At 58.2% G+C, this 26648-nt stretch carries 23 protein-coding genes and 1 pseudogene; 19 read left to right on the forward strand and 5 right to left on the reverse strand.

The window, feature by feature from the left end:
- Positions 1 to 70 precede the first annotated feature (70 nt).
- Positions 71 to 403: pseudogene (locus BSK43_RS16305) on the forward strand (AraC family transcriptional regulator); the annotation flags it as partial.
- Positions 404 to 622: 219 nt separating this feature from the next.
- On the opposite strand, the gene BSK43_RS16310 reads toward BSK43_RS16305, so the two are convergent.
- Together BSK43_RS16310 and BSK43_RS16315 are read right to left on the reverse strand one after the other, a co-directional pair.
- On the reverse strand, positions 623 to 1510 hold the full coding sequence (locus BSK43_RS16310) for an AraC family transcriptional regulator (RefSeq protein WP_077472402.1): 888 nt from the start codon (positions 1508 to 1510) through the stop codon (positions 623 to 625).
- A 458-nt stretch (positions 1511 to 1968) separates the two neighbouring features.
- Complete coding sequence (locus BSK43_RS16315) at positions 1969 to 2766, reverse strand: helix-turn-helix transcriptional regulator (RefSeq protein ID WP_136687013.1); 798 nt, start codon at positions 2764 to 2766, stop codon at positions 1969 to 1971.
- 162 nt (positions 2767 to 2928) lie between these two features.
- Here BSK43_RS16315 and BSK43_RS16320 point away from each other — a divergent pair, with 162 nt between their 5' ends.
- From BSK43_RS16320 to BSK43_RS16335, 4 genes are all read left to right on the forward strand, one after another.
- On the forward strand, positions 2929 to 3309 hold the full coding sequence (locus tag BSK43_RS16320; protein ID WP_077472401.1) for a hypothetical protein: 381 nt from the start codon (positions 2929 to 2931) through the stop codon (positions 3307 to 3309).
- Between the two features lie 13 nt (positions 3310 to 3322).
- Entirely contained in the window at positions 3323 to 3619 is a 297-nt protein-coding gene (locus BSK43_RS16325; protein ID WP_077472400.1) for a putative quinol monooxygenase, read from the forward strand.
- Between the two features lie 136 nt (positions 3620 to 3755).
- A complete protein-coding gene (locus tag BSK43_RS16330; RefSeq protein ID WP_077472399.1) occupies positions 3756 to 3998 on the forward strand; it encodes a type II toxin-antitoxin system Phd/YefM family antitoxin in 243 nt (80 codons plus the stop codon).
- Positions 3995 to 4417, forward strand: a complete 423-nt coding sequence (locus BSK43_RS16335; protein ID WP_077472398.1) for a type II toxin-antitoxin system VapC family toxin — start codon at positions 3995 to 3997, stop codon at positions 4415 to 4417. The genes BSK43_RS16330 and BSK43_RS16335 overlap by 4 nt, the downstream gene beginning before the upstream one ends.
- 130 nt (positions 4418 to 4547) lie before the next feature.
- Here BSK43_RS16335 and BSK43_RS16340 read toward each other — a convergent pair whose 3' ends face one another.
- Positions 4548 to 5411, reverse strand: coding sequence for a LysR family transcriptional regulator (locus tag BSK43_RS16340; protein ID WP_077472397.1), 864 nt, complete (start codon positions 5409 to 5411; stop codon positions 4548 to 4550).
- A 386-nt stretch (positions 5412 to 5797) separates the two neighbouring features.
- Here BSK43_RS16340 and BSK43_RS16345 point away from each other — a divergent pair, with 386 nt between their 5' ends.
- Together BSK43_RS16345 and BSK43_RS16350 are read left to right on the forward strand one after the other, a co-directional pair.
- A complete protein-coding gene (locus BSK43_RS16345; protein ID WP_077472456.1) occupies positions 5798 to 6943 on the forward strand; it encodes a gamma-butyrobetaine dioxygenase in 1146 nt (381 codons plus the stop codon).
- A complete protein-coding gene (locus BSK43_RS16350) occupies positions 6943 to 7542 on the forward strand; it encodes an HD domain-containing protein (protein ID WP_077472455.1) in 600 nt (199 codons plus the stop codon). Before BSK43_RS16345 ends, BSK43_RS16350 begins: the two co-directional genes overlap by 1 nt.
- Before the next feature lie 476 nt (positions 7543 to 8018).
- Here the strand turns inward: BSK43_RS16350 and BSK43_RS16355 are convergent, their stop codons facing one another.
- Positions 8019 to 8945 (reverse strand): hypothetical protein, encoded by a 927-nt coding sequence (locus BSK43_RS16355; RefSeq protein ID WP_136687015.1) that lies wholly within the window; start codon positions 8943 to 8945, stop codon positions 8019 to 8021.
- Between the two features lie 305 nt (positions 8946 to 9250).
- On the opposite strand from BSK43_RS16355, the gene tssI reads away from it, so the two are divergent.
- The 12 genes from tssI (at position 9251) to BSK43_RS16420 (ending at position 25390) form a co-directional block, all read left to right on the forward strand.
- Entirely contained in the window at positions 9251 to 11656 is a 2406-nt protein-coding gene (gene tssI / locus BSK43_RS16360; protein WP_077472395.1) for a type VI secretion system tip protein TssI/VgrG, read from the forward strand.
- A 10-nt stretch (positions 11657 to 11666) separates the two neighbouring features.
- Entirely contained in the window at positions 11667 to 12821 is a 1155-nt protein-coding gene (locus tag BSK43_RS16365; protein ID WP_169055416.1) for a DUF2169 domain-containing protein, read from the forward strand.
- Positions 12818 to 13222: a PAAR-like domain-containing protein gene (locus BSK43_RS16370; protein WP_077472393.1), complete on the forward strand. Its 405-nt coding sequence runs from the start codon at positions 12818 to 12820 to the stop codon at positions 13220 to 13222. Before BSK43_RS16365 ends, BSK43_RS16370 begins: the two co-directional genes overlap by 4 nt.
- A gap of 23 nt (positions 13223 to 13245) precedes the next feature.
- The gene (locus BSK43_RS16375) at positions 13246 to 17835 is read left to right on the forward strand and encodes an RHS repeat-associated core domain-containing protein (RefSeq protein ID WP_077472392.1); all 4590 of its coding nucleotides are present in this window, start codon (positions 13246 to 13248) and stop codon (positions 17833 to 17835) included.
- Positions 17832 to 18530 carry a hypothetical protein gene (locus BSK43_RS16380; protein ID WP_077472391.1) on the forward strand — a complete coding sequence of 233 codons (699 nt, stop codon included), beginning with the start codon at positions 17832 to 17834 and terminating at the stop codon, positions 18528 to 18530. Before BSK43_RS16375 ends, BSK43_RS16380 begins: the two co-directional genes overlap by 4 nt.
- A gap of 54 nt (positions 18531 to 18584) precedes the next feature.
- On the forward strand, positions 18585 to 18995 hold the full coding sequence (locus BSK43_RS16385; protein WP_205910619.1) for a hypothetical protein: 411 nt from the start codon (positions 18585 to 18587) through the stop codon (positions 18993 to 18995).
- Between the two features lie 1497 nt (positions 18996 to 20492).
- Entirely contained in the window at positions 20493 to 21302 is an 810-nt protein-coding gene (locus BSK43_RS16395; RefSeq protein ID WP_077472388.1) for a dienelactone hydrolase family protein, read from the forward strand.
- A 133-nt stretch (positions 21303 to 21435) separates the two neighbouring features.
- Positions 21436 to 21990, forward strand: a complete 555-nt coding sequence (locus tag BSK43_RS16400; protein WP_077472387.1) for a hypothetical protein — start codon at positions 21436 to 21438, stop codon at positions 21988 to 21990.
- Positions 21991 to 22093: 103 nt separating this feature from the next.
- Positions 22094 to 22558 (forward strand): YHS domain-containing (seleno)protein, encoded by a 465-nt coding sequence (locus BSK43_RS16405; protein ID WP_077472386.1) that lies wholly within the window; start codon positions 22094 to 22096, stop codon positions 22556 to 22558.
- Positions 22559 to 22640: 82 nt separating this feature from the next.
- Positions 22641 to 22874 carry a hypothetical protein gene (locus BSK43_RS16410; protein WP_077472385.1) on the forward strand — a complete coding sequence of 78 codons (234 nt, stop codon included), beginning with the start codon at positions 22641 to 22643 and terminating at the stop codon, positions 22872 to 22874.
- A 41-nt stretch (positions 22875 to 22915) separates the two neighbouring features.
- Entirely contained in the window at positions 22916 to 24745 is a 1830-nt protein-coding gene (dsbD, locus tag BSK43_RS16415) for a protein-disulfide reductase DsbD (protein WP_077472384.1), read from the forward strand.
- Positions 24746 to 24778: 33 nt separating this feature from the next.
- A complete protein-coding gene (locus BSK43_RS16420; protein ID WP_077472383.1) occupies positions 24779 to 25390 on the forward strand; it encodes a DsbA family protein in 612 nt (203 codons plus the stop codon).
- A 42-nt stretch (positions 25391 to 25432) separates the two neighbouring features.
- Here the strand turns inward: BSK43_RS16420 and BSK43_RS16425 are convergent, their stop codons facing one another.
- Positions 25433 to 26647 carry a CoA transferase gene (locus BSK43_RS16425; protein ID WP_077472382.1) on the reverse strand — a complete coding sequence of 405 codons (1215 nt, stop codon included), beginning with the start codon at positions 26645 to 26647 and terminating at the stop codon, positions 25433 to 25435.
- Between the last annotated feature and the right edge of the window lies 1 nt (position 26648).

Genomic DNA, 26648 nt, shown 5'->3' on the forward strand with positions numbered 1-26648 from the left:
TTTTTCTACATTTACTGGGAGCCACTCCTGTGCGGTGCGCTAGCAAGCATCAGGCAGATCTTAGCCTCGTGGCCGCGCCATCGCGTGGATCGGGCAGAACTTCCGGGAACGGTTGAGCATCGAGCGACTTGCCGCGGAGGTTGGCATGAGCCCGTCGAGCTTGCACGAGCATTTTCGCGCCGTGACGGCGATGACGCCGCTGCAATTCCAGAAGCAGCTAAGGCTTCAGGACGCACGTAGCCTGATGCTGGTCGAGGACATCGACGTCACGACTGCCGCCTTCCGCGTGGGGTACGAAAGCCCTTCGCAGTTCACTCGTGAATATCGCCGTCACTTCGGAGAACCGCCGGCGCGCGACATTGCCCGTTTGCGCGCTTCGCCGGGCTTGGTAGGGATAGCTTGAGTTCAGCTTACCGATGTCGGCGTATTGGCGTTTGGTCCAAATGGTCAGGGCGCCAACGAGAATGCATTCGGCTTGCTATCACTCTCGCCGACACGCGAGGCAGTCGCTCCCTTTCGGCCCCAACGCCGCCATTACGTGACTGATCTGGGAATCTCCAAAATGACCTGGCTGGCGGCTCCTCCGCTTCCTGTAACTGGAGCAGAGGAGCGCAGCAGATAGCTATTTCAGTGGCAGAAATAGATCCGCGACAACTTCATGTGCCGACGCTTCGGGGACAGGGGATAGCCAACGCTTGCAAAACAGTGGGAAGTCGCGGGCTTCTTCGCCGCTGGTCGGAAGCCATTCGCGATAGAGATAGAGTGCAGCGGGTTCGAGATTGTTTGTATTGCCGGGATAGCGCAGCACTGCGTAGCGTCCGCCGGGAATGACGTCAGCCTTCACCCCCTCGTCGTTCGCCGCAATTGCCTGGTCGGTTCCGACACAGAGGTCCATGCTGTAATCGGCCGGGTTCGCGGGCTCCCTTTCTGACCGGAAAACCATGAAACTGGGGCGGCCTGTCTCAGGCGCCAAGCCGTGCGCCTTTGACCAAGCCAGGAAGCGTTGCCTGGTAGCGGGGATCGAAGCACGGTCGCCTCTATGCTCTATCATCGCCACCGGCGTCGGGGGCACATCGCGGATGGTCACATCCTCGCAGTCGAAAATTATTTGCATGATCTTGCTCCTTGCGTTGTCCAAAGGCCCGAAGGCCGAAAGCCACGCCCCCCAATCGGGAGACTTGCGGAACGACGAGGGCGATTGCCCGAACCGTTGCCGAAAGGCGCGGGCAAAGGCATCCGGGGCATCGTAACCGGCATCCATGGCTATGTCCGTGACGCTTGGCACGTCCTTCGAGGCGAGCTGGTGCGCTGCGCGTTTCAAGCGGGCGAGCTGGACATAGCGATGCACGGACAATCCGAGGACCGCCGTAAACTGCCGGTGGAAATGAAATTTCGAAAAGGCTGCGACCCGGCTCACCGTTTCAAGGTCCAGATTACTGTCAAGATGCCGGTCGATATGGTCTAGCACTCGCTTCATCCGGGCATGATAGTTTTGAAACGCTGTCTTCATCGTCCATTGCTCCGTGGCGACATCATCTATTCACTACCGGCCATAGCCTGCTCGACCAATCTTGCGGTTTTGGCCGGGTCATCGGAAGATGGGCAACGACAGATCGTAGGCGATCACCGACGGTAGCCGCACGATCGCAATGAGGTCGGGAACAGACATTGGCAAGCACGCAGAGTATGTTCACATTTGGCTGAAATCAGTCCTTCCCTGCGAGCAAAACCGATGTCCAATACTGACGAAATTCAGGTCGAGGGGCTCTGCACCAACGGATTGTTGTTTCTCATCTTTTCAGGTCCACAATCACTGCCTTCACTCTGGATGTGAAATTTCGTCATGATTTGAACCGTTTTCCGCTTGGTGCTAACTCTGTTCGGCGGATATAAATCTATGAAATACCTGACTATCTCGAATTTTGCGGCTGCCGTGAAATGGAAAATGGGGTGAACTGCGTATGGAATTCAGCATCTTGATGCAGCTCTGACAGCCACATCGGTCTCACGGTCGGCGGGATAGAGCATTTCAAGCGCGATTTCCGAGACTGTCACATCCACCGGCGTGCCAAAGACGGTGACCGTGCTGAAGAATGACAAAGGGCCAAGCCTGGTTTGAATGCGCAGCGGGATCGCAAGCGCGGATGCGAGGTCTGGATGCACCTGTCTCCTTGATGGCTTTTGCAGCGTCTCGGCCTCTTTCAGCAGGTCGTACAGTCTAGGGTCGGCCGTCAGTTCGACCTCGCGTCGCAGCCTTGTGAGAAGATGATCCGCCCATGCGTCGAGATTGAGGATTCGTGGTGCAAGACCATCGGGACGGAGCGATAGACGCATAACGTTGACGGGCGGTTCCAGCAGCTCGGCATTTACCCCCTCGTACAATTCCTGAAGGGCGGCATTCGATGCCACCACATTCCACTGCCGATCGATCGCAAATGCGGGAAACGGCTTGTGCGCCTCGATGGTGCGCTCGATGGCGGACAGCAAAGGCTGGAATGAAGCGTCGCGAAGCGGTGTCTCGCGAAAGACAGGAGCGAAGCCTGCCGCGACCAGCCAGACATTTTGTTCGCGCAACGGAATGTCCAACTCCTCTGCCAGGCGTAGCAGCAATCCACGGCTTGGCGCAGCGCGGCCCAATTCCACGAATCCGAGATGGCGCACGGACACATTTACCCGCAATGCCAGATCGAGTTGAGAAAGCCTTCGCCGGCGGCGCCATTCGCTAAGGTGCTTACCGAAGCTCACGGTCGTTTGCAGCATCTCCATCTGACCTTTCAGCGATCGGGGCAGGCGATCATACCTCCCGAATACAATAGAGAGAATAGAGCCCAAAGGTCCTCCAGAAAACTACCTTTCAGGTAGCTGACTTGATGCTCGGCATTGTCCCATTGTCGGCTGGCTAAGCAATTTCGGAGAAGGGAAAGCGATATGACGACCGATCTTGATGAACTGGCGAACCGGTATGTCGCCGTCTGGAATGAGCCGGATCAACTGAAGCGCCGCAACGGCATCGAAAGGTTATGGGTACAGGATGGCCTGCATTTCACGCCCACCCGCGAAGTCAAAGGCTATGAGGCACTGGAAGCCCGGATTGAGGAGTCACACAACAAGTTCGTTCGCGATCAGGGATTTGTCTTCCGAGTGTTGGGCGAGCCACTTGGGCATCACGGCGTCATCAAGTTCTATTGGGTGATGGTCGATCCGAAATTGGATGCCATCAAGGCTGTCGGCTCAGATTTCCTGTGCCTGGATGAGAGCGGCCGCATCGCCTCTGACCATCAATTCACCGAGCCGCTCACGCGAGCCTGACCAGGAGCCGCCCATGTCTGTCACCTATGTCATCAAGTTTGATGTCGTCCCCCAGCAGCGCTCCCGCTTCCTTTCGCTTCTTGAACGCGTACTCGAGGCCATGCGATCCGAGCCTATGTTCCATGAAGCGGTCCTGCATGCCGATCCGGCGTCGGATTGCCGTTTCATGCTTTATGAAACCTGGGAGGATCACGACGATGTGCTGAACGTGCAACTACAGCGACCCTACAGGCAGGCGTGGCACGAAGCATTGCCCGAATTGCTTGAAAGGGAGCGCGACATTACGATCTGGAAGCCTGTTCATGGATGATGGCATGCTACAAAGCCGCGTTCATGGCAGAGTGCCGTTTCGAATTTCTTCAAAAACAAGCGTTTGATCTTGTCTTTCACACCAAGAATATTATATGCGGGTGCCTCTCTACATGGAGATATTTTAGACGACGACAATCCTTTCCAGTCGTGAGTTTAATCACGACGTTAGCAGTGCAAAGAAGGCCGCCCAAAACGGTCCGGTGATCATCACAGATCGGGGAAAGCCATCTCACGTATTAATGACTTACAATGAATTCGAGCGCCTGACAGGCAAGCGGCCCAATCTTATTGATGCGCTTTCCATACCCGGTCTATCCGATATTGACTTCGACCCACCTCGCGTTAAGGCCGTACCTTGCGGAGTAGATTTGTCTTGAAATATCTGCTGGACACGAATGTTTTATCCGAGCTGAGGAAGGTCGGAGACGGCAAAGCCGACGCAAATGTGGTTGCGTGGGCAAGCGCACAGGATGTAGAAGATATATGCCTTTCGGCAAGTACAATCCTGGAGTTGGAGCGAGGAATGCTCAGTATACAGCGCCGCAATATTGCGCAGGGCGCCCGTATCTGTTCATGGTTGGAAAATTACGTCCGGCTGGAATTCGCCGGCCGAATTTTATCAGTCGATGATGCGATCGCAACATGTTGCGCGCACCTGTATGTCCCGGATCGACGGAATGAAGCAGACGCTCTCATTGCCGCGACCGCACTCGTTCACGGTCTGATTGTTGTTACTCGCAATCTCCGAGACTTCGAGGGCACTGGCGTTGTTGTGATAGATCCGTGGTACGTTTGATTGCCGCCAAGGTGACCATGCACCGCGTTTGCGGACTGTTTGAATCCACTCGAGGCCACCATTTTCGTACCTCCGCGCGGAAGGCTGCTCATTGCTTTCTCTGCGTCCGTTATGGATCCACGCCTGTTGTTCAGGCCCTGAGAATCTCTATTAAAGGTCCTCGTTCAGCGAACGTTGGGCGATTGCGTGCCCAGGTGATCCAATAGCCCGCCTCCATGCGCAGCGAACGATCGGTAAGGCAAATAACGCCACCCGTTCGGATGGAGTGCTCGCAAAGTGGCAGCGATCCAAGCAGAACGCCTGCACCTGCTTCAGCCGCTCTCAATGCCTGCACGAATGTGTCGAAACGCAGCGTCGGAGCGGGCTGTATGTCCGCACCTGCTGCAAGCGACCAATCTCTCCACCCGTCACGCGGTCCGGATGTAGCAATCCTTGGCGATGCCTCCCAATTCCCTGAGACAATATTTACCAGGGAGGGTGAGGCAACGGGCGCAAGTTCCTCTGCGTAGAGCCGCTCCGCGTCGCGTCCAAACCAATTGCCTTCGCCAAAGCGGATTTCTAGGTCAGCTTCTGAGCGTTCGTAGTCTGGCAGGTGCTGAATTGTTTCAAATGACAACTGAACGTGCGGCAGCTTTTGGGTGATGCGGTGTAGTCGCGGCACAATCCAAAGCTCGATAATTGACGATGATGCCGCAATCGTAACCTTGCGGCGCGGCAATTCGAACAGATTGGCTGTGCTGTGCAGGAGCTGGTTGAGCGCCGCCTGGACGTGTGGAAGCCAGGATTCGCCCTGAATTGACAGAATAACGCCACGGGCCTGGCGATTGAACAATTGCGCGCCTAGCTGCGATTCGAGGTTTTTAATCCGCTGACTGACAGCTGCCTGGGTCAGACCGAGTTCGTTTGCTGCTGCCGTGAAACTTCCAAGTCGGCCTGCGGCCTCGAAGACGCGTACCCACTCGAGCGGCGGCAGGGTTTGATGATGATCAGCCATAACGAAATTGATGCCATCCCGTTAATATTCATTGTTTGCGCTTATGCCAGATGGTGTGAAAAATGTCGAGCGTGATCAGCCATCGCAGGAGCTGGGGATGCCCGAGAAAGCCGAAGCCGACCTATCTGGTGCACGCATATTGTCTTCAGCCACGGCCGTTGTCGGTGTCGCCGATGTATCGTCCGGTCGGTTGTTGTCCGATCCGGACCTGGATGCAGCCACCACTTCGACGGGCAGCGATCAGGATCCCGGTTCAGATTGCGGGCGGTCCTGCGACCTTTGCGCGTTCAGATTTGTCTGCGCGAGCGGGAGTGAGCAGAAACGGCTCGAGGGCTGACTCTAAATATTGAAAATTTCCGACATCTTATCAGGAGGCACATATGCCAATGACGACTGAAATTGATCTCATCGATGAGGGACGCGCGGTTTTAATCCGGTGGCCGGACGGCACCAAGCAGCGGTTTCATGCGGTCTGGCTGCGAGACAATGCATGGGATGAGGCCACCCGTGCCCCGGGTAACGGCCAACGCCTGATTACGCTTGGCGACATATCCGCCGATATCAGTATTTCAGCAGCGAAACCTGAGGATGGATTGCTGCATCTGACGTTCCAGCCCGAAGACCGTACGATCAGCTACGATCCGAAGTGGCTGGCAGACCACGGCTATGACGTCAGGCAGCACAAGGTTGCCGGTTGGACTGGCTCGGACATCGAAACATGGGATGCCGGCTTGAGCGCCGGAATCCCTGTCGGCGATTTTAGCGCGGTCAGCCGCAGCGAAAGCGCCTTGCGCGATTGGCTATATGGCGTGCGCCGTTACGGCTTCGGCAAGCTCGTTGGCGGCCCGGTTGAAGATGGGGCTTTGTTCAAGGTCGCAGATCTCTTTGGCTATGTCCGCGAAACCAACTACGGTCGACACTTCGAGGTTCGCACCGAAGTGAACCCATCCAATCTCGCATACACCGGACTTGGCCTGCAGGCCCATACCGACAATCCTTACCGCGACCCCGTTCCGACGCTCCAGATCCTCTATTGTCTGGAGAATTCCGCTGAGGGGGGCGAGAACATGGTCGTCGACGGTTTCCGAGCCGCAGAACGGTTGCGCGCGGAAAACCCACGGGGGTTCGAGCTCCTGACACGATACTGCGCGAATTACGAATATTCCGGCAGTGCCGGCGTCTGCCTGCATTCCCGCCGGCCCATGCTCGAACTTGCGCCGGATGGCGAGTTGATTGGCATCCGCTTCAACAACAGATCGACGGCGGCGATCACCGACGTTCCCTATGAGGATATGGCAGATTATTATGCCGCCTATCGTCGGCTTGGCGAAATCATCGATGACACATCAATGCAGGTGACATTCAAGCTCGCTCCGGGTGAGTCTTTCATTGTCGACAACACCCGCGTTTTGCATGCCCGCAAGGGATATTCCGGTGCAGGCTCCCGATGGCTCCAGGGCTGTTATGCCGACAAGGACGGCCTGTTGTCGACGCTGGGCGCTATCGAATTGAAAGACCGGAAGGCTGCATGATGACAAAGCCCGATCCGGAAAAGCTGTCAACCGAGACAATCGTGGACTTCCTTGCCGATATCTTTGAGCGTCGTGGCGGCGAAGAGTATCTTGGTGAACCTGTCACCATGGCCGAGCATATGCTGCAAGGCGCCTACATGGCCGAGCAGCAGGGTGAACCGGAAATCCTTATCGTCGCCGCCCTGCTTCATGATATCGGCCATTTCACCAGCGAGTTCGGCACGTTCTCTATGGATGATGTTCACGACAAGCATCACGAAGAGGCGGGTGCTCAGGTGCTTGAACGCTTCTTTCCAAGCCTGGTCGTCGACTGTGTGCGTTACCATGTGGCGGCCAAGCGCTATATTTGCGCAACCGATCCCGGCTATTTCGGGCAGTTGTCAGCAGCGTCCATCCATTCGCTCAAACTGCAGGGCGGTCCCATGAATGCCCAAGAGATCGCTGCATTTGAGAGAAACCCGAATATCAGGGAAATCGTGCGGGTACGCCATCTTGATGATGCCGGCAAGATTGCCGACATGGTCACGCCAAGCTTTTCGCATTTCGCACCGATGGTGCAACGTATCGTCAATGCATACCGCGATGAGCTGACAGCCTGACGTTTGGCTTCCATTGCGAATTGAGCCAAAGCTCATTTCGCAATGACTCGAGCGGGTGATCACAATCGCTTGCAACATTTTACCCTTCTGCGTCGCTACAGGATCACCTGTGGCGACGCAGGAGGTCGATTCAAAATGATTACTAATGCCGGTAGTTACCCGTTTTTGGGCAGCACGCACCTGTAATGATCCGGCGTTCGCACGCATGCTCCACGATAGCCCTCCCACCGGCAAGCATTCATCGCTCCGGTGATCGGCGTCGTCAGTTCGAATCTATTCAAGAGCGATAAATTGTTTGGAACCGGCATATTGGCGACGTCTATCGCAGCACTCCCCCATTCAGATATGGCTCCGTGCGCTTAAACAACCATACTGAAAACCACGCTCGTTCATAAATCATTCCGAAGCTGCGCAGCCGCGTTGCTGAACATTGAGCCAATCCCACACACTCCCGCTGATGTCTTTGGGGCAAGGCACTAAACGAGATTACTGGGTATCCAAACCAGAACATTAACACCGCCCGAAGAACAGAGTTTGTTGGCTGCAAGAAGAGAGCTGCCATGCGACTCCTCAAACCAACGGGCCACCTCGACACTGTAAAGCTCCGCCACGATCTCGCTGATCCTGGCGTTGGCAGCGCTGAGTATTTCATCATGCGTGAACTTACCCGTGTTGAGCTGAATAAGCCTGCGTTGTGCCGGCTGTCCCGCATCCGAAATGGAAATAGACAATCGTTCCTTGACATAACGCTTCACCCGCACTCTCAGTCGGGGAGGCCGGTTGACATCGAAGCGGGCATTGATGACCGCAAGTCGCGCCAGCATCTCCTCATCACTCATTTGGGCTTGTGGGAAGGCATCGGTCAGAGGGACGAGGTGCTCTGGAAAATTTTGCCGACTTATTTCTTCCGCGTGATGGGCATAGGCCAGATGCTTTACCGGCAAACCCTTCAGCCACTGGAGCCTTTGCGCCATTGCCATGGATTTGGCGGCGTCCTCGCCGAAGTTTGCGATCGGAAACGTCTTGCGTTTCTGGCCGTCATTGGTCATCAACGTCGCCTGCCAGGCGTCGCCGGTCTCTGTCTCAATGCGCCGAACACCAGATATGCCACTCTGATTGTTTTTGCGAATTTGCACCGCTTGCTCGTGATTGGTGGGCGGCGGAAGCGCGGAGATGACCGCATCACGATAGGCTCTGGCTTCGCAGTAGCTTGCCTCGGATGAACCATAGAGGCTGTCCTTGAACAGCCGAACGATTTTATGACCGCGGCGCTTTAGGGCCACGGACCATCCAGCGCCCCGGTTGCTATTGGCTTCTTCACGCGTCAAACCGTATCTGTCGGCGTCGACCGTCTGACGCTCGATCTTTGTCGCCGATCCATCGGTATGTTTAGTCTGATCCACTTGAGAAGCTTTCCAGTTCAAAAGTAATCAGTCTGCACAAGTACAATTACTGAATGTGTTTTGTCTATATGCGAAATGAAGCGCATCGGAGGCAAACCAACCGCAGACTCTTCCCCAACTCCTGGCGCTAATAAAAATATCTTCGATATCAGCAGTTTGCTGCTGAATTTTCCTTGATTCCGGATTCCAAGTCTTGACGTTGCTGGGCGCGCCATTAATTCCCTCGCACAAACTTGGCGTGTATTTTTCCCGCATTGCTTGACCGTGAGCGATGCTGTTTTCGCGTGAGACGAATTGGGATTTTTATGGACACCGGCCCCTCAAATGTTTCTGATTTTATTCAAGCCCACCGCAATCTGAGGGTGATCTCGCCGCTGGGTGCGGATCAGCTGCTTCCGGAACGCGTTTCGGTGGAAGAGGGCGTATCGCAGCTCTTCGAAATTCATTTGTCGGTGCGTGCAAAGAAGGAGGCGATCAAACCGGAGGAGTTGATCGGCCGGCTCGTTGACGTCGGTATCGAGGTCAAGCAAGGCCAGGATGGCGGCGATTCGGTGCGTCGGCCATTCAACGGATTAGTGACGCATTTGCACGAGGGGCCGCCGATCACCCGCGGGGTGCGCTCCTACTCTATGGTGCTGCGACCACAGATGTGGCTTTTGTCGCAGCGCTCGGATTGCCGCATCTGGATGGACAAGACTTCAGTTGATGTCGTCGAGACCTTGTTCTCTGAACACGGTATTCCCGCACCTGATGTTTCCGGCATCGTTTCAATGCCACCAGCTCAGCACTATAGCGTGCAATGGAACGAAAGTGATCTCGATTATCTGCTAAGGCGTTTCGAAGAGGACGGCCTGTTTTATTGGTTCAGCCACGAGCATGGTAGCCATCGCCTGAATGTCGGCGACAGTGCAGGTTCCTGGACCGGCCCCTCCGCATCGGCTGAAGGCGAAGCGAAGGTGCGCTTGGCTCAAGGCTCCACTGACCGCAACCACATCAACGAATGGATGCGGACATACGCCTACGTCCCTGGCCAGCGTACAGGTGCTGACTGGAATTTCGAGACACCGAATATGGTGCCGGCCAACACGACGCCGTCGCTGGTCCAGATGCCCGATGCGATGAAGCGTGAGCTTTACGATTATCCGGCCCGTATTTCGTCGCCGTCCGAAGCCGAACGGGCGCAAAAGCTGCGGATGCAGGCAAGTGAGGCGGATCATAATCATGTCTTTGGCGGATCAACTTCCCGCATTCTGGAAGCCGGCCGCCGCTTCACGCCCTACGAGGAAGCGCATCCGGAAAATGTTTACGAGGAGCATGTGATCGTCAAGGCGATCCATCATGCCGTTGATCAATCCTATGAGACGGTGACCAACGAACCGGAATACCGCAACGAGTTCCAGGCGGTTCCCTCGCGTATTCCCATGACCCCACATCGCTCGACCAGCCGCCCAAGAATTAAAGGCACGCAGGTAGCGATCGTCGCCGGACCAGCCGGTGAAGAAATCCACCCTGACCGATATGGCCGTATCAAGGTCTGGTTCCCCTGGGATCGTCGTGCCAAGAAGGACGGGACCGACACGTGTTGGGTGCGCGTCGCCCAAAGCTGGGCCGGTTCCACCTGGGGCGGCCAAACCATTCCACGCATCGGCATGGAAGTGATGGTCGCCTTCATCGACGGTGACCCAGATCGGCCGCTGGTGACAGGGGTGGTGCCGAACCCGAGCAATGGCGTGCCTTATGATTTGCCGGCGAACAAAACCCGTATGGTCATGCGCTCCAATACGCACAAGGGAACCGGCTATAACGAACTTGCCTTCGAAGACGAGAATGGCAAGGAGAACATGTTCGTCCATGCGCAGAAGGATCACACCACCAAGGTGCTGAACAACCAGACAAGTCGTGTCGATGCCAATGCCCTGCATTCGATCGGCGCCAACCAGTCGCTGGAAGTCGGCGCCAATATGAGTCATCAGGTCGGCGGCGGTCTCAACATGGTGGTCGGGGGCGTCGGCGGCATGGCCAACCTGATTGCCGGCGGGCTGCTTGCCGGGCTGTCGGGCACGAGTTCGGGCCTGCTTCAGCAGGCCATGTCGCTCGCGTCAGCCGCCGCTGCGGATAGTCCCTCGGGCGAGGACAAGAATGCCAGTGCCGCTCTGACGGCCGCGGGCGGCGGATCGTCGCCCTCGAGCGGGGCTGGAAGCGTACTGTCGAGCATAGCGGGATATACGGGTCTAATGGCCTCCGGAATGTTGGGTTCAATGATGCCGTCGATGGACCAGGTCCGCTCCGGCGTCAATGACGCGCAGGCCGGCGAGCTTCGCGGTGACGCGGGCGATGCGATGCGTAATTCCGGTGCGGGGCTGGGATCGCAAGTGGGGTCGATGATCGGGCAAGGCGTGTTCAACACGCTGATCAGCCGAATGCAGAACACCAGTGTCGGGGTGGCGCAGACCGAACAGGTAGGTGTCGCCAAGGTGGTGACCGTCGGTCAGGTCTACAACCAGACCGTGGGCCATACGAAGAACGTCTTGATCGGCAAGGAATTGTTCATCGGGGTCGGCGGCGGCAAGGACGAAGACGGCAACGAACAACCGCCGAAGTCCGTCCTGATCATGAAGGACGATGGCACGATCCTCTTGAAGGGCGTGCGTATCTATGTGGAAGCCGAGAGCCACATCCAGCTTATCGCCCCGATGGTCGACAACAATTGAGGGTGCAGCCTTGCCGGAACTGGTGAACTATACGCCCTTCCCCAATATTCGTTACTACAGCAAGGATTCCGATCGCCGCGAATTCGGCGTCATCGTCGTCAAGGGAACCTTCGCCCTTTCTCCCTCTGGCCAACTGATGATAGCCGAGGAGCAGGCTCCGATGGTGTTTACCGATCTCTGCCATGGCGCGGTCAATCTGACCTCACTGTGGCACCCATCGGACCTGGTGCCGGTCAAGCCGGCGACGGATGTCATCGTCAATGCGGTGGCGCGTGTCCCAAACGGCCGGACCAAGCGGTTTTGGGAGTGCAGCATTGCGATCGAAAGCAGCGGCACCACGAGAGTGGAGAAGGCATTGCGAGTGACGGGGCCGCGTCATTGGCAGCCGCGTTGGCGTCGTGAACTCGGTAATGGGGAGCGTGCGGAATGGCAAAAGCATCGGCGCGCTTTCGATCGCTGGGAGCTTTCGGAACCGGAGCCGATTGGCGAGCTGCCGCTGCACTATGAATACGCCTATGGCGGCGAAATTCCGCAGGGGGTCGATGACGACGGCAATCCCGTGTTCGATACCGATCATCGCAATCCGCTTGGCCGCGGCAAGATCGACCCGGAATGGACCGATCACACAGCCGGCGTGCCGGCGCCCCAGATCGAGGATCCCCGCGCGGCGGTGACCGACCCCTACGCCCAGCTCAGGCCTGAGAGCTTTGGCCCCATTCCACCTGCCTGGCTGCCTCGCCGGCCGCTGGGGGGAACCTACGACCAGAACTGGAAAGACAATGTCTGGCCCGCCTGGCCGAAGGATTACGACACCGCCTATCATAACTCGGCCCATCCCGACCTGATCGTCAGCCCCTTCCTTCGGGGAACCGAACGTATCGTGCTGACCGGGCTGTCGGCGGCCGCCGAGACCGTGGCATTCGACCTGCCGAAAGAGGTCTGCTTCGTCGATCTCGTTCCGGAGGATGGAGAGCTCGAGCAGAGGTTTATGAATCTCGATACGGTGTTCCTCGACATCGCGGCAAGGAATCCGGACGACTGGCGCATCCTCCTAAGCTGGCGGTTGAATTTCGAGCCGGACCTTTACGTGCAGGCGCGTATCAACCGCGCGGCGATCGGGATGGCCAGGAACACCACGCTTGATCAAGACAGGAGTGCGGCATGAGCCCGGCAATGGTATCGGCGCGACGGTGCGCATCCAACGTGATCGCGTCGGCGGGACCGGACGTGTGTAAGACGCCGGTGGGGTCTTCGGTCGTCGACGTGGCCTATTGTTCGATGGTGACGCTGGAGCGAACCGAACGTTATACGCCGACGGTGCGCGACAATGGCAAGTTCGACTGCCAGCTCAACTGCGCCGTCCCCGGGGTGACCGGGCACGAACCCGGCACGCTCCGCGGCACGGTCAACCCCGGTTACAAGGGCTGGGGTCTCGTCGATATCGGATCGGTGTTCTCGTTCTCGATGGGATTTTCGAACTGGCATCATCGCCAGGATGCATGGATCAACCGGTCCGATCCGGGGCCGCAGGAACCACAGAAAACCGGTGATTCCGTCGATATCTGATATAGCGGGGGCGCGAAGCTGAGATGCCTGATGCTGGCGAGACAGACTACCAGAGCGGTACGGGCGACTACACGCTGACGTCCACCCGCGAGTCGACCGGAGAAGCTGCTCTCGTCGTCAAGATGCGGCGCCAGCAGGCATGGGAACGCTGCATCGCGCATACGAATGACAGCGTCCGCAGCGCCAATGCCGATGCAATTCTGGTCTGCGGCGCAAGCGCGGACGAAGACGAGGCCCACAAGGAACAAAGACGTAAGGAGGTCGAACGGCTGCGCGAGATGAAGCGCGGCGCCGAGTCGATGACGGATGCCCAATATAAGGAGTACACCGAGCGCATCGCCGGACCCGACGCGATGATGCCGGTGCCTGAAACGGCCCGGCAGGACGCCATCCGCTACTATGACAGCGAGATCGCCAAGCTTCAGAACGGCGCCCCGGTCTATACCACCATGGATAACGTTAAGGGCTTCTTCGGCGCACCGGTTCGCGCGGTCAAGGGATTGTGGGGCATGGTCGAAGGCGCCGGCAATACGGTCGTCGACCTTGGAAAAGGCGCGGCTGCCGGCGAGTTGATGCAATCGTCAGACCCCGCCTTAAGGGCTGAAGGCGAGCGGCTGGCGAAGGAGTCCGGCGAAAACCTGTATAACCGCGGGAAGTCCGTGGTGACTGGCATCTTCCAGATCATTCCGAACATGGCCAAACAGGCATCGGCAGGAAACTGGGGCGAGCCGCTGGGCGACATGGCCATGATTGCTCTGACCGATGGCGTGGCGAAAGGTCTCAAGGGCAAGGCGGCGACGGTCGGCGAACCGGTTTCGGTTGCGACAGGAGAATATCTGGAGACCTGGCGCGATTTCCTGGTTCCGGGGACCTTCGTGCTGGACGGCGCCCGCTACATGGGTCTTCAGCTCGGGCTTCCCGCAGGCTATGTGAGCCCGCTCGGCCCCTGCCAGATCTCGATGTTCGACGAGATCTTCGCCAATCCGGACCACGGCGTGCTCGCCTTCCACGATGTCGAGGGCCGTCAGATATGGTTCGACAGGCCGTTCAATTTCCTGCCTTCGACCAACAAGGCTCACCCGAACCTGGCGCTCAAGGCGCCATGGCTGAAGCAGCTGACCCTGAAGGACGGCCGCGTCACCAAGCATTTCAAGCAATATCCCGACAAGATCTATCGGCTCGAGAAAATCGACGAGTTGAACGGCTTCGAGCTAGTCCTGCACCGCTCGGACGAAGGATGGCTGGAGCGCGTCGACGGGCCGGACGGTCTATCGCTGTCCTTCGCCAACGATTCAGCCGGCCGCCGACTGAGCATCGAATTGCTGGGCACGGACGGCACCAAGCTGGAACTGGCCCGCTATGCCTATGACGAGCGCGGGCGGATGATTTCGGCTGACTGCGCCTATGGCATGTCGGTGCGCTACGCGTGGCAGCCGACGGAAGATTTGTTGTCCTCCTGGCACAATATCACCCGCCAGTCGGAAGCGCACTTCACCTATGACGACGCCGGCCGCGTCGTCGCCACGAAAACCAATGGCATCTGGAACGGCGACCGTTTCGAATACGGGGACGGCGAGACCCGTTATCTGCCCGGCGGCAGCGCGCAAACGGCGCAGATCTTCGCTTATGACGAAAGCCAGAACATCACGGCCGAAACCGACGCACTCGGCGGCACGACCTTGTACCGTTATGATCAGGCGGGTTTTCGGATCGCGACAAAAGACGCCAATGGCAATGAAAGCCGTACGAGATACGACAGCCACGGCCATGTGCATGAGGACACGGATGCCGAAGGCCGCGTCACGACCTACATCTGGGGTGACGATAGCGAGCTTCATCTCGTCATCGATGGAGCAGGCAATCGCACGACCTACGCGCACGACACCCGATCGAATGTGGTCTCGGAAACCGATGCGGAAGGCAATGTCACCCGACTGCAGCGGGATGGCTTGGGGCATATCGTCGAGACACGGTTTCCGAACGGTGCGGTCGAGCGGCGAACCTGGAATCGTTATAACCGCCTCGAAAGCGTGACCGACGCTAAGGGCAACACGACCCGTCTCGAATACGATGCCTTCAACCGCGTGATCGCCACGATCGCGCCGAATGGTGACGTTACGCGACAGGCCTATCAGTCCGGCGCCGGCGGCTTCGATACGGCAAGCGCCGTCACTCGGCCAGATGGCGTGCGCGCCTCGCGCTCGTTTGACGGCTCGGGCCAGCTTGCCACTGTCTGCGATGGCGAGGGAAGAACCTGGACTTACCGTTATGGCGCTTTCGGTGTGCTGGAAGCGATTACCGATCCGAAGGGCGGCGTTCTCAAGCTTTCGACCGATATCGAAGGTCGCGTGATCTCCGTTACCAATGCCACTGGTCGCGTCTATGCATTCGAGCGGGATGCCGCCGGTCGGGTCGTGCTGGAGGAAGATTTCGATGGCCGCGTGCGCCGATATACGCGCGATGCCGCCGGCCAGGTTACCGAGATGGCCAAGCCGGACGGTGCGAACCTTCGCTATGCCTATGATAAATCCGGCCTGCTGAGGCGCATCGAAAGCTTCGATGCCAAAGGGAACGCCGAAGACGTCACTCGCTTCTGGTACGATGGTCGCGCCCTGCTGATACGAGCCGAGAACAAGGCGGCGCTGATCGAATATTGGCGCGACCGCAACGGCCGCATCGTCAGCGAGACGCAGAACGGCAGGCGGATACGCTCCAAGCTTGATGCCATGGGCAATCGTATGCTGCGCGAGATCGTCGGTCCCGGTCAGATGCTCACCGAATATGTTCGCGACCCTTTGGGTCTCGTCGAGAAGCTGATCTCGGGTGAGGCTGAATTCTCCTTCAGCCATGACAGTCTCGGACGCGAGACCGGACGCCGCATGGGCGGTTTTCATCTTCAGCAGCGTTTTGATTCCGTCAGCCAGTTGATGGCGCAGGTGGCCGGGCCGCAAAGTCAGAGCGGCCTGGATGTTTCACGCCTCGGCTGGAATGTGCCGGATGCGCTATCGGAACGCTCGGCTACGCGTGCCAGCCATACCCGCCCAGGCCAAGTTCGCCGGACCTATGAATACGACCGCGCCTTTGCGCCTGTTACCATCGACGACAATCTCTGGGGGCCGCGCCGGCTCACCCACGACGACAACGGCCAGTTGACCGACTCGGAAGCGGGCTTCGGTTCTGAACGATTTCGCTATGATGAAGCCCGCAATCTGGCCGGGGCATCCTCCTCGATCGAATATGCCCCGGACGCGCCGACACCTTATGGCAAGGCTTTTGACGAAGCCTTCGGCTCTGTCATACCGGCAGGCGCGCCGCAGGTCTGGAATACGACAGCCGGCGGTGTGGTGCAGATTGCCCGCGGGCCGAAGGGTGAGCGCATCCAGTTGACGCATGACGAATGCGGCCGACTGGTCGAACGGCGTGTCGAGCGCGACGGTTTCCGGCCCGAACGCTGGCGTTATCGCTGGGATGCGTATGATCGTCTGGTCGGCGTCAAAACGCTCGATGGTGAGGAATGGCTGTTCCGCTACGATCCCTTCGGCAGGCGTGTCTCCAAAGTGCGGCGGCTTTCCGGCGAGGAAAAGGAAAGGGCCGCAAGGCTGTTTCCCTCACTGGTTGGCACTGACGGCATTCCCGCTGACGCACGCCCTTTCGGAAGCCAAGACGAGCAGGCCGAGAGTGGTATTGGTAACGCGTTGCCTATGGTCGGAACCGCCTATCTTTGGGATGGCGACCATATGGTCGCCGAAGCGCCACTTCGGCTGGACGGCCATGTCGCCTCGGATATGGCAACCCACTGGCACTTCGAAGAAGGCACGCACCGGCTGCTGGGCAGGCAGACCGCTTCGGGCGAGATGCTGGCGGTGGTCTGCGACCACCTAGGCACGCCAAAGGAGATGTTCGACCGCAGGGGCGATCTGGTGTGGGCCGTCGATCACCACGTCTGGGGCGCGGTGCGGTCAGAGCGAACCTATGGCACGTTGGCGCTCGCGCCCAAATACGAAAAGCCGAGCGCCGTATCGCTCTGCCCGTGGCGGTTTCCCGGCCAGTACGAGGACGTGGAGACGGGGCTCTATTACAACCGCCAGCGACACTATGACCCGCTGGCGGGGCAATATGCGAGCCCGGATCCGATCGGGCTTCTGGGAGGCGATCGGCCGCAAGGTTATGTCGACAATCCGCAGATATGGACCGATCCACTCGGACTGAGTGCACTTGCCGCACGCGTCGCGGAGACGGCCAGAATACGAAGCGCCGTCGACCAGGCTGTTGGCGAACTCGCGCAAAACCCGGGCATGGCGCGGCAACTCATGTCGCCCGGCAGCTACAACCATCTTGTCGTTCGCGACGGTCTCGCCGCAGCCTCCTATGGCAAAGCTGTCGAACGGCGGGCAGCGCAAATCCTGCGTAATGATCCTACTCTGCAGCATACAGGCATGTCACGTGGACCGAACGGCCAGTTCATCCAGTCTCCGGATTTTGTCGGTGCAGGCGGCACTTACGATATTACGACGCAAGCCGGGCTACCAAGCCACTTGGCGCGACCCTATGGGCCGACTACAACACATATCATTCACCCTGGCCTTCCAACAAATACGGTATTTCCGCGATGAATTCCTATCAGAACCAGACCTTCAGCATGATCAAGGATCTGCGCGCAGACCGCGTCGTTGCCGATATCCAACTCGAAGAGTGTGTGATTAACAACTGCCTGCTCTCGGAGCATCAGGCGAACGGATCCCGTTCCGTCGTAAGAAACGTGAAGATATCCAACAGCCAGTTCGTGGGATGCCAACTCGGTCCTGCACGGGTAGAGGACGTGGAGATCACGAAGTGCAGGGCGAATGATCTGGTGATCGCCTGGGGCACGATTTTTTCGCGGGTCAAGCTGACCGGCAATATCTTTCCTCTCAAGATCAACACCATCGTCGAGTTTTCGGCCGGCGCGCAGACACAGAACCTCTATGATCGCTCCCGCGAGGAATTCTACCGATCGACGGACTGGGCTTTGGACCTGTCGGAAGCGCGCCTCATGAGCTTCGACAGCACAGGCATTCCGGGGCGGCTTTTTCGTCTCGATCCCGAAACGCAGGGCATCGTGCCGCGAAGCAAGCTCGACAGTGGCTGGGAAGATCGCATTCCTGCGAGCAATCCATGGCTTCCCTGGATTTACAACATGTTGTCCACGACCGACGAGGATGTCGTCCTCGCCGCGCCGCTCGCAAAGCCGAAAGCGCAGCGGGAGAAATATCTTGCAGGATTGCAGGAGTTGAAGTCGCTCGGCTTCGTAGGCGGCACGGGCGCGTGACCGTGAACCCGATCATCATTCCATATGGCTAAAATGAAAAAGTCTGCAGCATATATGATCAACGACACCATCCTTCTGCAAGCAATGTCATTGACCGACACCGGGCTATGGATTGCATACGGTGAAGTTTTTTCAATCCGCGCAGATGATCAAGAAAAGCTCACTGCCGAGATCGTCAAATCCCTTGCAAATTCGATTGAAGATGTTCCGCATCCACCTCAATCCCAGTGGAAGGACGTACAGCGTCCCATCCTGGAAGCGGCGGGAGTAAAGACCTGGGCCGCTTTGGGCAAAAAGGCAAAATCAGTCGGGATCGAGTCTGAAGCTAACAAGGTATCCATGGTTCCGACAGCAAATTTCCGAAATCACGGCGGAGAAGGCTGGGAGCAGAGCGCTGTACATTGCAGCCTGGATGACGCGGATCTGGGCTCTAAACTGCTCGAAGCATTTCAGCATGCGAGTTGATGATGCCGCGAAGTCGGCTGGACCGAAGCTGGATCACCGGTCTTTAGGGTTTTCGATTTTGTTTATCGTAGCGGCGGCTTCCGGGCTCCCAGCAAATGCAGTTCTATTGCGATGATTTCCTATCAGAATCAAACTTTCGGCATGATAAAGGATCCGCACCGCGCCGCTCGCAAAGCTGAAGGCGCAGCGGGAGAAACATCTTGTAGGATTGCAGGAGTTGAAGTCGCTCGGCTTCGTAGGCGGCACAGGCACGTGATCGGGCAGAGACGCTCGGCGGCTCCATTTTATCGGCCATCATGTCTTAATGGCATGAACTGGCTAACAACCGGCGCGGAACCCTACGACGCGATAAAGGGGGTTATCAACAGCTTCAAAGCTTCGATTAAATGGGCGCGGTTCAGTTTCGGTAGGATGCTGGGCTCGGGCCGGAACGGAAGCTTGCTCGCCATACGTCGCATGTATGCCCCTTCGACGGGACGCTGGTTGTCGCGCGATCCACTTGGAGAAGCCGGCGATCCGACCCTCAATCTCTATAGTTATGCTGCGGGCAATCCATTAGGTAACATCGACCCAATTGGACTGTGAACGCTTCAGATCGCCTTGACGGCTAGCTATTCTGAGGCTGCCAGGTCAGGGGTTGGTTCGACGGCATGGTGTTGGACTCTAATGGTGGGGACCGCTCGATCCGTTTGTCGCCTTTTGCGCTGACCCAAGGACGTGCGAGGAAGCCGAGGGGGCCATTCGCCGCTTTCGAGGAGTGGATCGACGACGAAGTTGATGATCTGAGTGCGGAAGATCTAATCCACTCGCAGCAATTCTTGGCTTGGGAGAAGAGCCTGCCAACCCGCGAGCGTAAGCGTGCGGAAGAACTGGCACAAACTAAGCCGAACCCGATGATCAACGGACACCAAGGACTGGCTTGACGGGCTCGTCGCTCCTGCTCCTAAAGCGAAGCGGTAACTTCGTCACGTTCTCATTGGTAATCGCCGCCGTCTACCACAAAGATGGCTTTGGTCATGCTCCGAACAGTCGCCATGTCGCTGCCGGGTTCCGGCTGGAAATAGTGGCTGGCAATTGTGGCCGATCCACCGCGCAGGATCTCCGTTGCCGCCCCAGGTCACGTTTGCGGACCGAGTTGACGGCGACGACGCGGGCATTTTTGGATAAAAATCGGAAAGGGCTTACTGACCGAAAATCTTCGGCCGTGCTTTTGGGTTGGTTTACATTCACGGGCTCTTTGAGAATTCCAGGCGAAAGCTCAACTTATACAGCGGTTTAAGAAAGTGGATACGGGTATCAACAGTTCATATCCCTTCAAGACCAGAGACTTGAGCGTGCGCCGATTTGCCCCAATCACTTAAAGTAAGCGCCGACCGAAATCTCGCGATTTATTGATCTGCGGAAGAACCACTCGCGTTGAATTGATCTTTCGTGAAATTGCCTAGGATCCGCGAAAGCTCTACGCAGGCTTGTCGTTCAATTCCCGAGAACCTGCCTATGCGATACGATCTTCTTGCAGTTTTCTTGTTCGTAGTCGCCTTGCCCTCGATTGCGTCGTCCGCCGTTTCCTGCGGTGGCAGCGTCATCTGTTCCGTCAAGGACGGAAACTATCGAATTGAACTACCCAAGGATGGCGATATTCGTGGCGTCTACGTCTATTTTCATGGATTTAAGGGCTCGGCCGCGTTGCAGATGCAGCAGCGGCCTTTGGTGGAGACGACGCTCGCGCATCACCTCGCCTATGTCGCGGTCGATGGCATCGATGGAAGCTGGTCGTTTCCCCATGGCGCGCGCCCCGGGCGTGACGACAAAGCCTTCATCGCAGAAGTGTTTGATGACCTCAAAAGCCGTTACGGCTTCACATCGGAGAAGACCATCATCGGTGGCTTCTCGATCGGTGCCTCGATGGCTTGGTACACAGCATGCCAGCAGGGGGAGAAGGCTGCCGCGATGGTGACCTTCTCGGGCGTTTTCTGGAATCCGCTTCCGAAAGCCGAAGATTGTATCGCGAACTTACCACCGATCGTCCATTTTCACGGAACCGCCGATCAAACCTTTCCGCTGGCCGGACGGGCGATCGGCAAAGAATTTCATCAAGGCAACGCCTTCGACAGCATGGCTTTGATGCGCAAGCGCGCCAAGTGTGATGTGGAGAACGCCAAGTCGATTACGCTGGATGGTATTCGTTGCGAAGACGTCCCCGGCTGCATTCGCGGCGATAGTATCATGTGTATTCATAACGGTGGTCACGAGGCGCGTGCCGACATGCTGGATGCCGGTTTGACGGCTGCTGGCTTTTCCAAGTGACCCATCGGCGCGGATTATCCGAATGCATTCTGTAACAACTGGCCGCCCGCTCGCGAATTGGTCTGTAGCAGTGCCTTGCCATCGGCTCGATCGAGCCAGGCACGGCGCTCAACCCTTACAGAGGAAGATCGTCATGCTGCAGACCGTCGTATGTCCGAATATTGGCCACTCCATCATTCATCACTTTGACGAGGGCGCCGCCGTATGGGGCCAGGCAATCACACCGAGTATCGCTCATCTGGTTCAGGTTCATCACGAAGTTGCGATCGACTATACCAGAGTGCGCCCCGGCATCGTTTTCGAAGTCGCCAGAGGCGTTGCCATGCTGCCCCATGTGACCGGCCCCTCGACCTTCCGGCTTCACGCGGAAGCCGCAGCGTTTCGTCATGCGGCCGGGCGGCCGTCGACAGCCGTCGATGTCGTGGTTCATTGCGAGGCGAGCGCCGGTTGCGCGCTCAAGCTCTGGGGGCGTGTCACGGCTGAAGATCCAGCCCAGAAATGGGGAACGCCGGGTCGAGCCGATCGCGATACTACAGCAACCATACCGGTGATTTTTGCTGTGACCTTTTGGGAAATTTCCAGGGCCGTCGATACGCGACTCGACCAGCTGATGCGTGAATCCGCCGAGAAGGATCGCAGGATCGGGGAGCTGGAATCCAAGGTCGCGCTGGCGATGTGCGCACAGTAGTCGGTTGGAGGAGCATGCACGAAGTCGTGAACGCTAGGAGATGTAACGTCCTCCCGGCCGCCCACGTAAAGAGGGCGTTCATCTCAACTGCAGAGGAAAGACCATGAACCTATCCATCCGGCGTTTTCTGCCTCTTGCCGGGGCTGCCGCGCTCGCACTGTCTGCGGCCTCCGTCACTTTCGCCACTGAAATTTATGCAACCAACGGCGTCGCGATCAATGGCTACGATGCCGTCGCCTATTTCACCGATCACAAGCCGGTCAAGGGATCCGACAAGTTCGCAACCACTTACAAAGGCGCAACCTTCTACTTCGCTTCGGCGACACATCGCGACGCATTTGCGAGCAATCCGGGGCGTTACGCACCGCAGTATGGTGGCTATTGCGCCTTCGGCACCGCCGAAGGACACAAGGCTCCGACCGAGCCACAGGCCTTCACCATTGTCGACGACAAGCTCTACCTGAACTATAACGATGATGTTGCAAAGACTTGGCGTTCGGATATCGGCGGCTACATCAAGAAGGCGAATGCGAACTGGGCAACGGTGAAGGCGCAGCCCTCGCCGTGACGGCTCGATTTCGCCAAGCACTGCCTGCCCGCGATCTGCGGGCGGGCGCAATATCAGCTAATATTGTTTAAGGTGGCAAACCATGATCCCCGCGCCATATTCGACCCATCAATATCCAGGTCGTCTTCGCGATTGTCAGCGATCGGTCGTGATCGACCTCAATGCGCTGATCGATCAAGCGACGACTGTTGGCTGGGATCGTCGCGAGGTTATCATGGCGCTTGTCGATCTACTTGACGCGGAGGCAACCGATGCGGATGGGCTGCTTCGCACGATGGCCCGTTACATGGGGCAGCCGACGCGCAGCGTTGCATGACGTTGCCTCGGCCATCAGTTCACATCTACCATAGGAATGGCATGCGATTCTTCTCAACCATCTTGCTTTTCATTTTCTTCGTCGGCCACGCGGTTGCGGCAGAGACGCCGCTCGCCATGAATGATGCGTTCCGGTTTTCCGTCGAGCGCGCCGCATCCGGATCGATCCGCCTGCACTGGCAGATGCCGCCCGGCTATTATCTCTATCGGGAACATCTCTCGGCCAATACCGCCGACGGTGCTCCGGTTCCGCTGTCCACGGCGCCGGGCGTTGAAAAGGACGATCCCAATTTTGGAAAGTCGGAAGTCTATTTCGGCAGCGCCGATGCCGAACTCGGTCCCGTGACCTCTCCGGTGACGGTGACGTATCGAGGGTGTCAGGAGCATGGTCTGTGCTATCCTCCCGCTCGGCGCATCATTGATCCGAAAACACTTGCGGTCTCGGAAGCACCGGCCTTTTCCCTGCCGACAGGCGGACAATCGGCGTGGTCGAAGGCTGCTGAAACCGACACCAAGCCGGCGGCGGTGTCCGCGAAGCCAGCTCCGTCGGCCGCCGCGCCGGCAGGTGGTGGCGATGTCGTCGATGGCTTCCTGTCGCGTGGGGGCATACCGCTTCTGCTTGCGGCTTTTGTCGGCTTTGGCATCCTCCTGGCATTCACCCCATGCGTTTTTCCGCTCTATCCGATCCTGGCCGCTGCGCTTGCGCGCCAGGGAGAGGCATTGGATGCGCGGCGCGGTTTCATTCTGTCGCTCAGCTATGCCGTAGCGCTCGCGTCGGCCTTTGCGATTTTTGGGGCCGCTGCCGCCTGGACAGGGGAAAACCTGCAGATCGCCCTGCAATCGCCGCTGACGGTTGCTGTTGTGGCGCTGATATTTGCACTGCTGGCGCTTTCGATGTTCGGCCTGTTTGAATTGCAGCTGCCTTCGGCCTGGGTGACACGCCTGGGCGGGGTCGGCAAAGGCCGTGGAGGCTCGATCGGTTCGGCTGCCGCACTTGGATTTTCTTCCGCCTTCATCATCGGCCCCTGCGTGACGGCTCCGCTTGCCGGCGCGCTGCTCTATGTCGCCCGCACCGGGGACGTCGTGCTTGGAGCGGCACTCCTGTTTGCGCTCGGTCTCGGCAAGGGCATACCGCTGGTCATTTTCGGTACGGTGGGTGGACAGGCACTGCCACGCGCCGGGGCGTGGATGACGTCGGTCAAGCATGTGTTCGGCTTCGTGTTCTTCGGCTTTGCGATCTGGATGGCAGAGCCTGTGCTTCCGGATCGGCTACCGCTTGGCCTCTGGGCTGCCTGGGCCATGGCCGTGGCGGTTTTCCTTGGAGCCTTTGACGTCACAAGGGGCCGCTTGACACCGGTACGCATGGGTCTGCAGTCGCTGGGGTTGCTGGCCGCCGTTTATGCCGTGATACTGATCGTCGGCCTTGCCGCCGGTTCTGTCGATCCCCTGCGTCCGCTCGCCGGCTTCGGCGCCAGTCAAACCATTGCGCGCGCCGATCCCGAGAAGCAAATGACCCTGCTTGCCTCAACGTCGGAACTTGGCCGTCAGCTCGATAATGCCGTGTCCAGCGGCAAGGCGAGCCTCGTCTATTTTACCGCCGATTGGTGTGTGAGTTGCCGCTCGATCGATCGCAATGTCTTTTCAAGACCGGAGGTTGCCGGCGCGCTGGCACCGCTCAAGACGTTCAAGGTCGATCTGACCAATATTGGCCCTGACCAGCGCGAATTGATGCGCGAACTGAATGTCGTCGGACCACCGACGATGATTTTCTTCCGCCCGGACCGTCAGGAGGCCGTCGACGGGCGGCTCATCGGCGAATTCGGTGCGGATGATGTTTTGAAAGCGGCTGCTGCCGCGAGCACCGGCACATGAGCCGGCGTGAAATTCAAGGATAGGAAAACCGACATGTTCAATCGCAGATATTTTCTCATGGCAGCAACAGGTGGCGCTGTTGCGGCCGTTCTGGCCTCCCGGCCGGGCTTTGCCCAGCAACTGACGCAGAATGAGGTTTTCCACGACCCCGATGCCCCGGTTCTCGGCAATCCAAAGGGCGACGTGACCGTCGTCGAATTTTTCGACTACCAGTGCCCCTACTGCAAGAAGACCCATCCGGATGTCAAATCCGTTGTTGCCGAAGACGGCAATGTGCGCCTGATCATGAAGGATTGGCCGGTGTTCGGCGACGCCTCGGTCTTTGCCGCACAAGCGGTTCTCGGCGCAAATGAGATCGGCTCCTACGAAAAGGCGATGGAGGCGCTGATGGCGACACCCGCCTCTCTCAGCGAAGACGACGTCAAAAAAACTCTGACATCCGCAGGCCTCGATGTTTCCAAGATCGCCGATGCGGTACGACAGAACGACAAGAAGATCTCCGATCTTCTGACCCGCAATTACAATCAGGCGCTTGCTCTCAACTTCCGTGGCACTCCCTCATTTGTCGTGGGCAGGGCTATCGCGTCCGGCGTGCTTAGCAAGGATCAGCTCCGCGACGCCATCAAACAGGCTCGCGCGGCCTGACGGAACGATGCGCGATAGGATCGAAGAGTATCGTTCCGGTTTCTAGGATCCTGCTTTCGTCTCGATGTCGTGCAGCAACCGCAGGACATCGTCTCGGTCCTGATCAACATGCGGCGGCGCCCGGTCAAAACGTACCGGAGTCGCCGACATCTTCAGAGGGTTTCCGAGAAGCCGCAAGGCCTGTCCGTCCTCTGTCTGCATGTTGACAACCATCTCCCGCGCAAGCGTATGCGGATTGGAAACGACCTGGTCGATCGTCGCGACGCGGCCGGCCGGAATTTCGGCGGCGATCAGGCGCCGTTCCCAGTTTTCCGCCGTATCCGCCTTCAGTGCCTCGGTCACAAGCCGATCCAATGTGTCGATGTTCAGCACCCTGTCGCGGTTGCGGACGAAGCGTTCGTCGTCGATGAGTTCCGGCGTTTCGATAACCCCGCAAAAGCGTGCGAACTGCTGATCGTTTCCAACCGCGATCGCGATCTCTCCGTCCGCCGTGGCAAACGTCTGATAAGGGGCGATGTTCGGATGTCGGTTGCCGATTCGCCCGGGCACCTTGCCGGACACGAGGTGATTGGTGGCGGCATTGATGAGCCATGCCACCTGGGCGTCGTAAAGCGCCAGATCGATATATTGACCTTCACCGCTGCGATCGCGATGGCGAAGGGCGGCGAGGATGCCGACGGTTGCATACATGCCGCACATGACATCGGCGATGCCAAGGCCCACCTTGACCGGCCGTCCGCCATTGGCGTCGTTGTCGCCGGTGATGCTCATGATGCCGCCCATGGCCTGGATCAGGAAGTCGTAGCCGGTGCGATCGGCATAGGGACCGGTTTGCCCGAAGCCTGAAATCGCGCACCAGACGATGTCAGGCTTGACCTTCCTGATGTCGTCATAGCCGAGGCCGCGCCGGGCAAGGTCGCCGGGCTTGTAGTTTTCGATGACGACGTCGGAAATGGCCGCCAGCCTCTTGACGAGCGCGACGCCGTCGTCGCTTGCAAGATCGATCGAAATCGACTGCTTGTTGCGATTGGCTGAAAGAAAATAGGCGCTGAGATCGCTGTCGCTTCCATCGGCATTCTTCACGAAAGGCGGTCCCCAGCCGCGCGTGTCGTCCCCGGCGCCGGGACGCTCGACCTTGATGACCTGTGCGCCCAGATCGGCAAGAAGCTGCGCCGCCGTGGGTCCGGCAAGGATGCGCGAGAGGTCGAGGATACGCAGGCCTTCGAGGCTAGCTGGCTTTTCATGATCGGATGTCATC

Source organism: Rhizobium sp. P44RR-XXIV (assembly GCF_001999485.2).
Classification (GTDB): domain Bacteria; phylum Pseudomonadota; class Alphaproteobacteria; order Rhizobiales; family Rhizobiaceae; genus Rhizobium.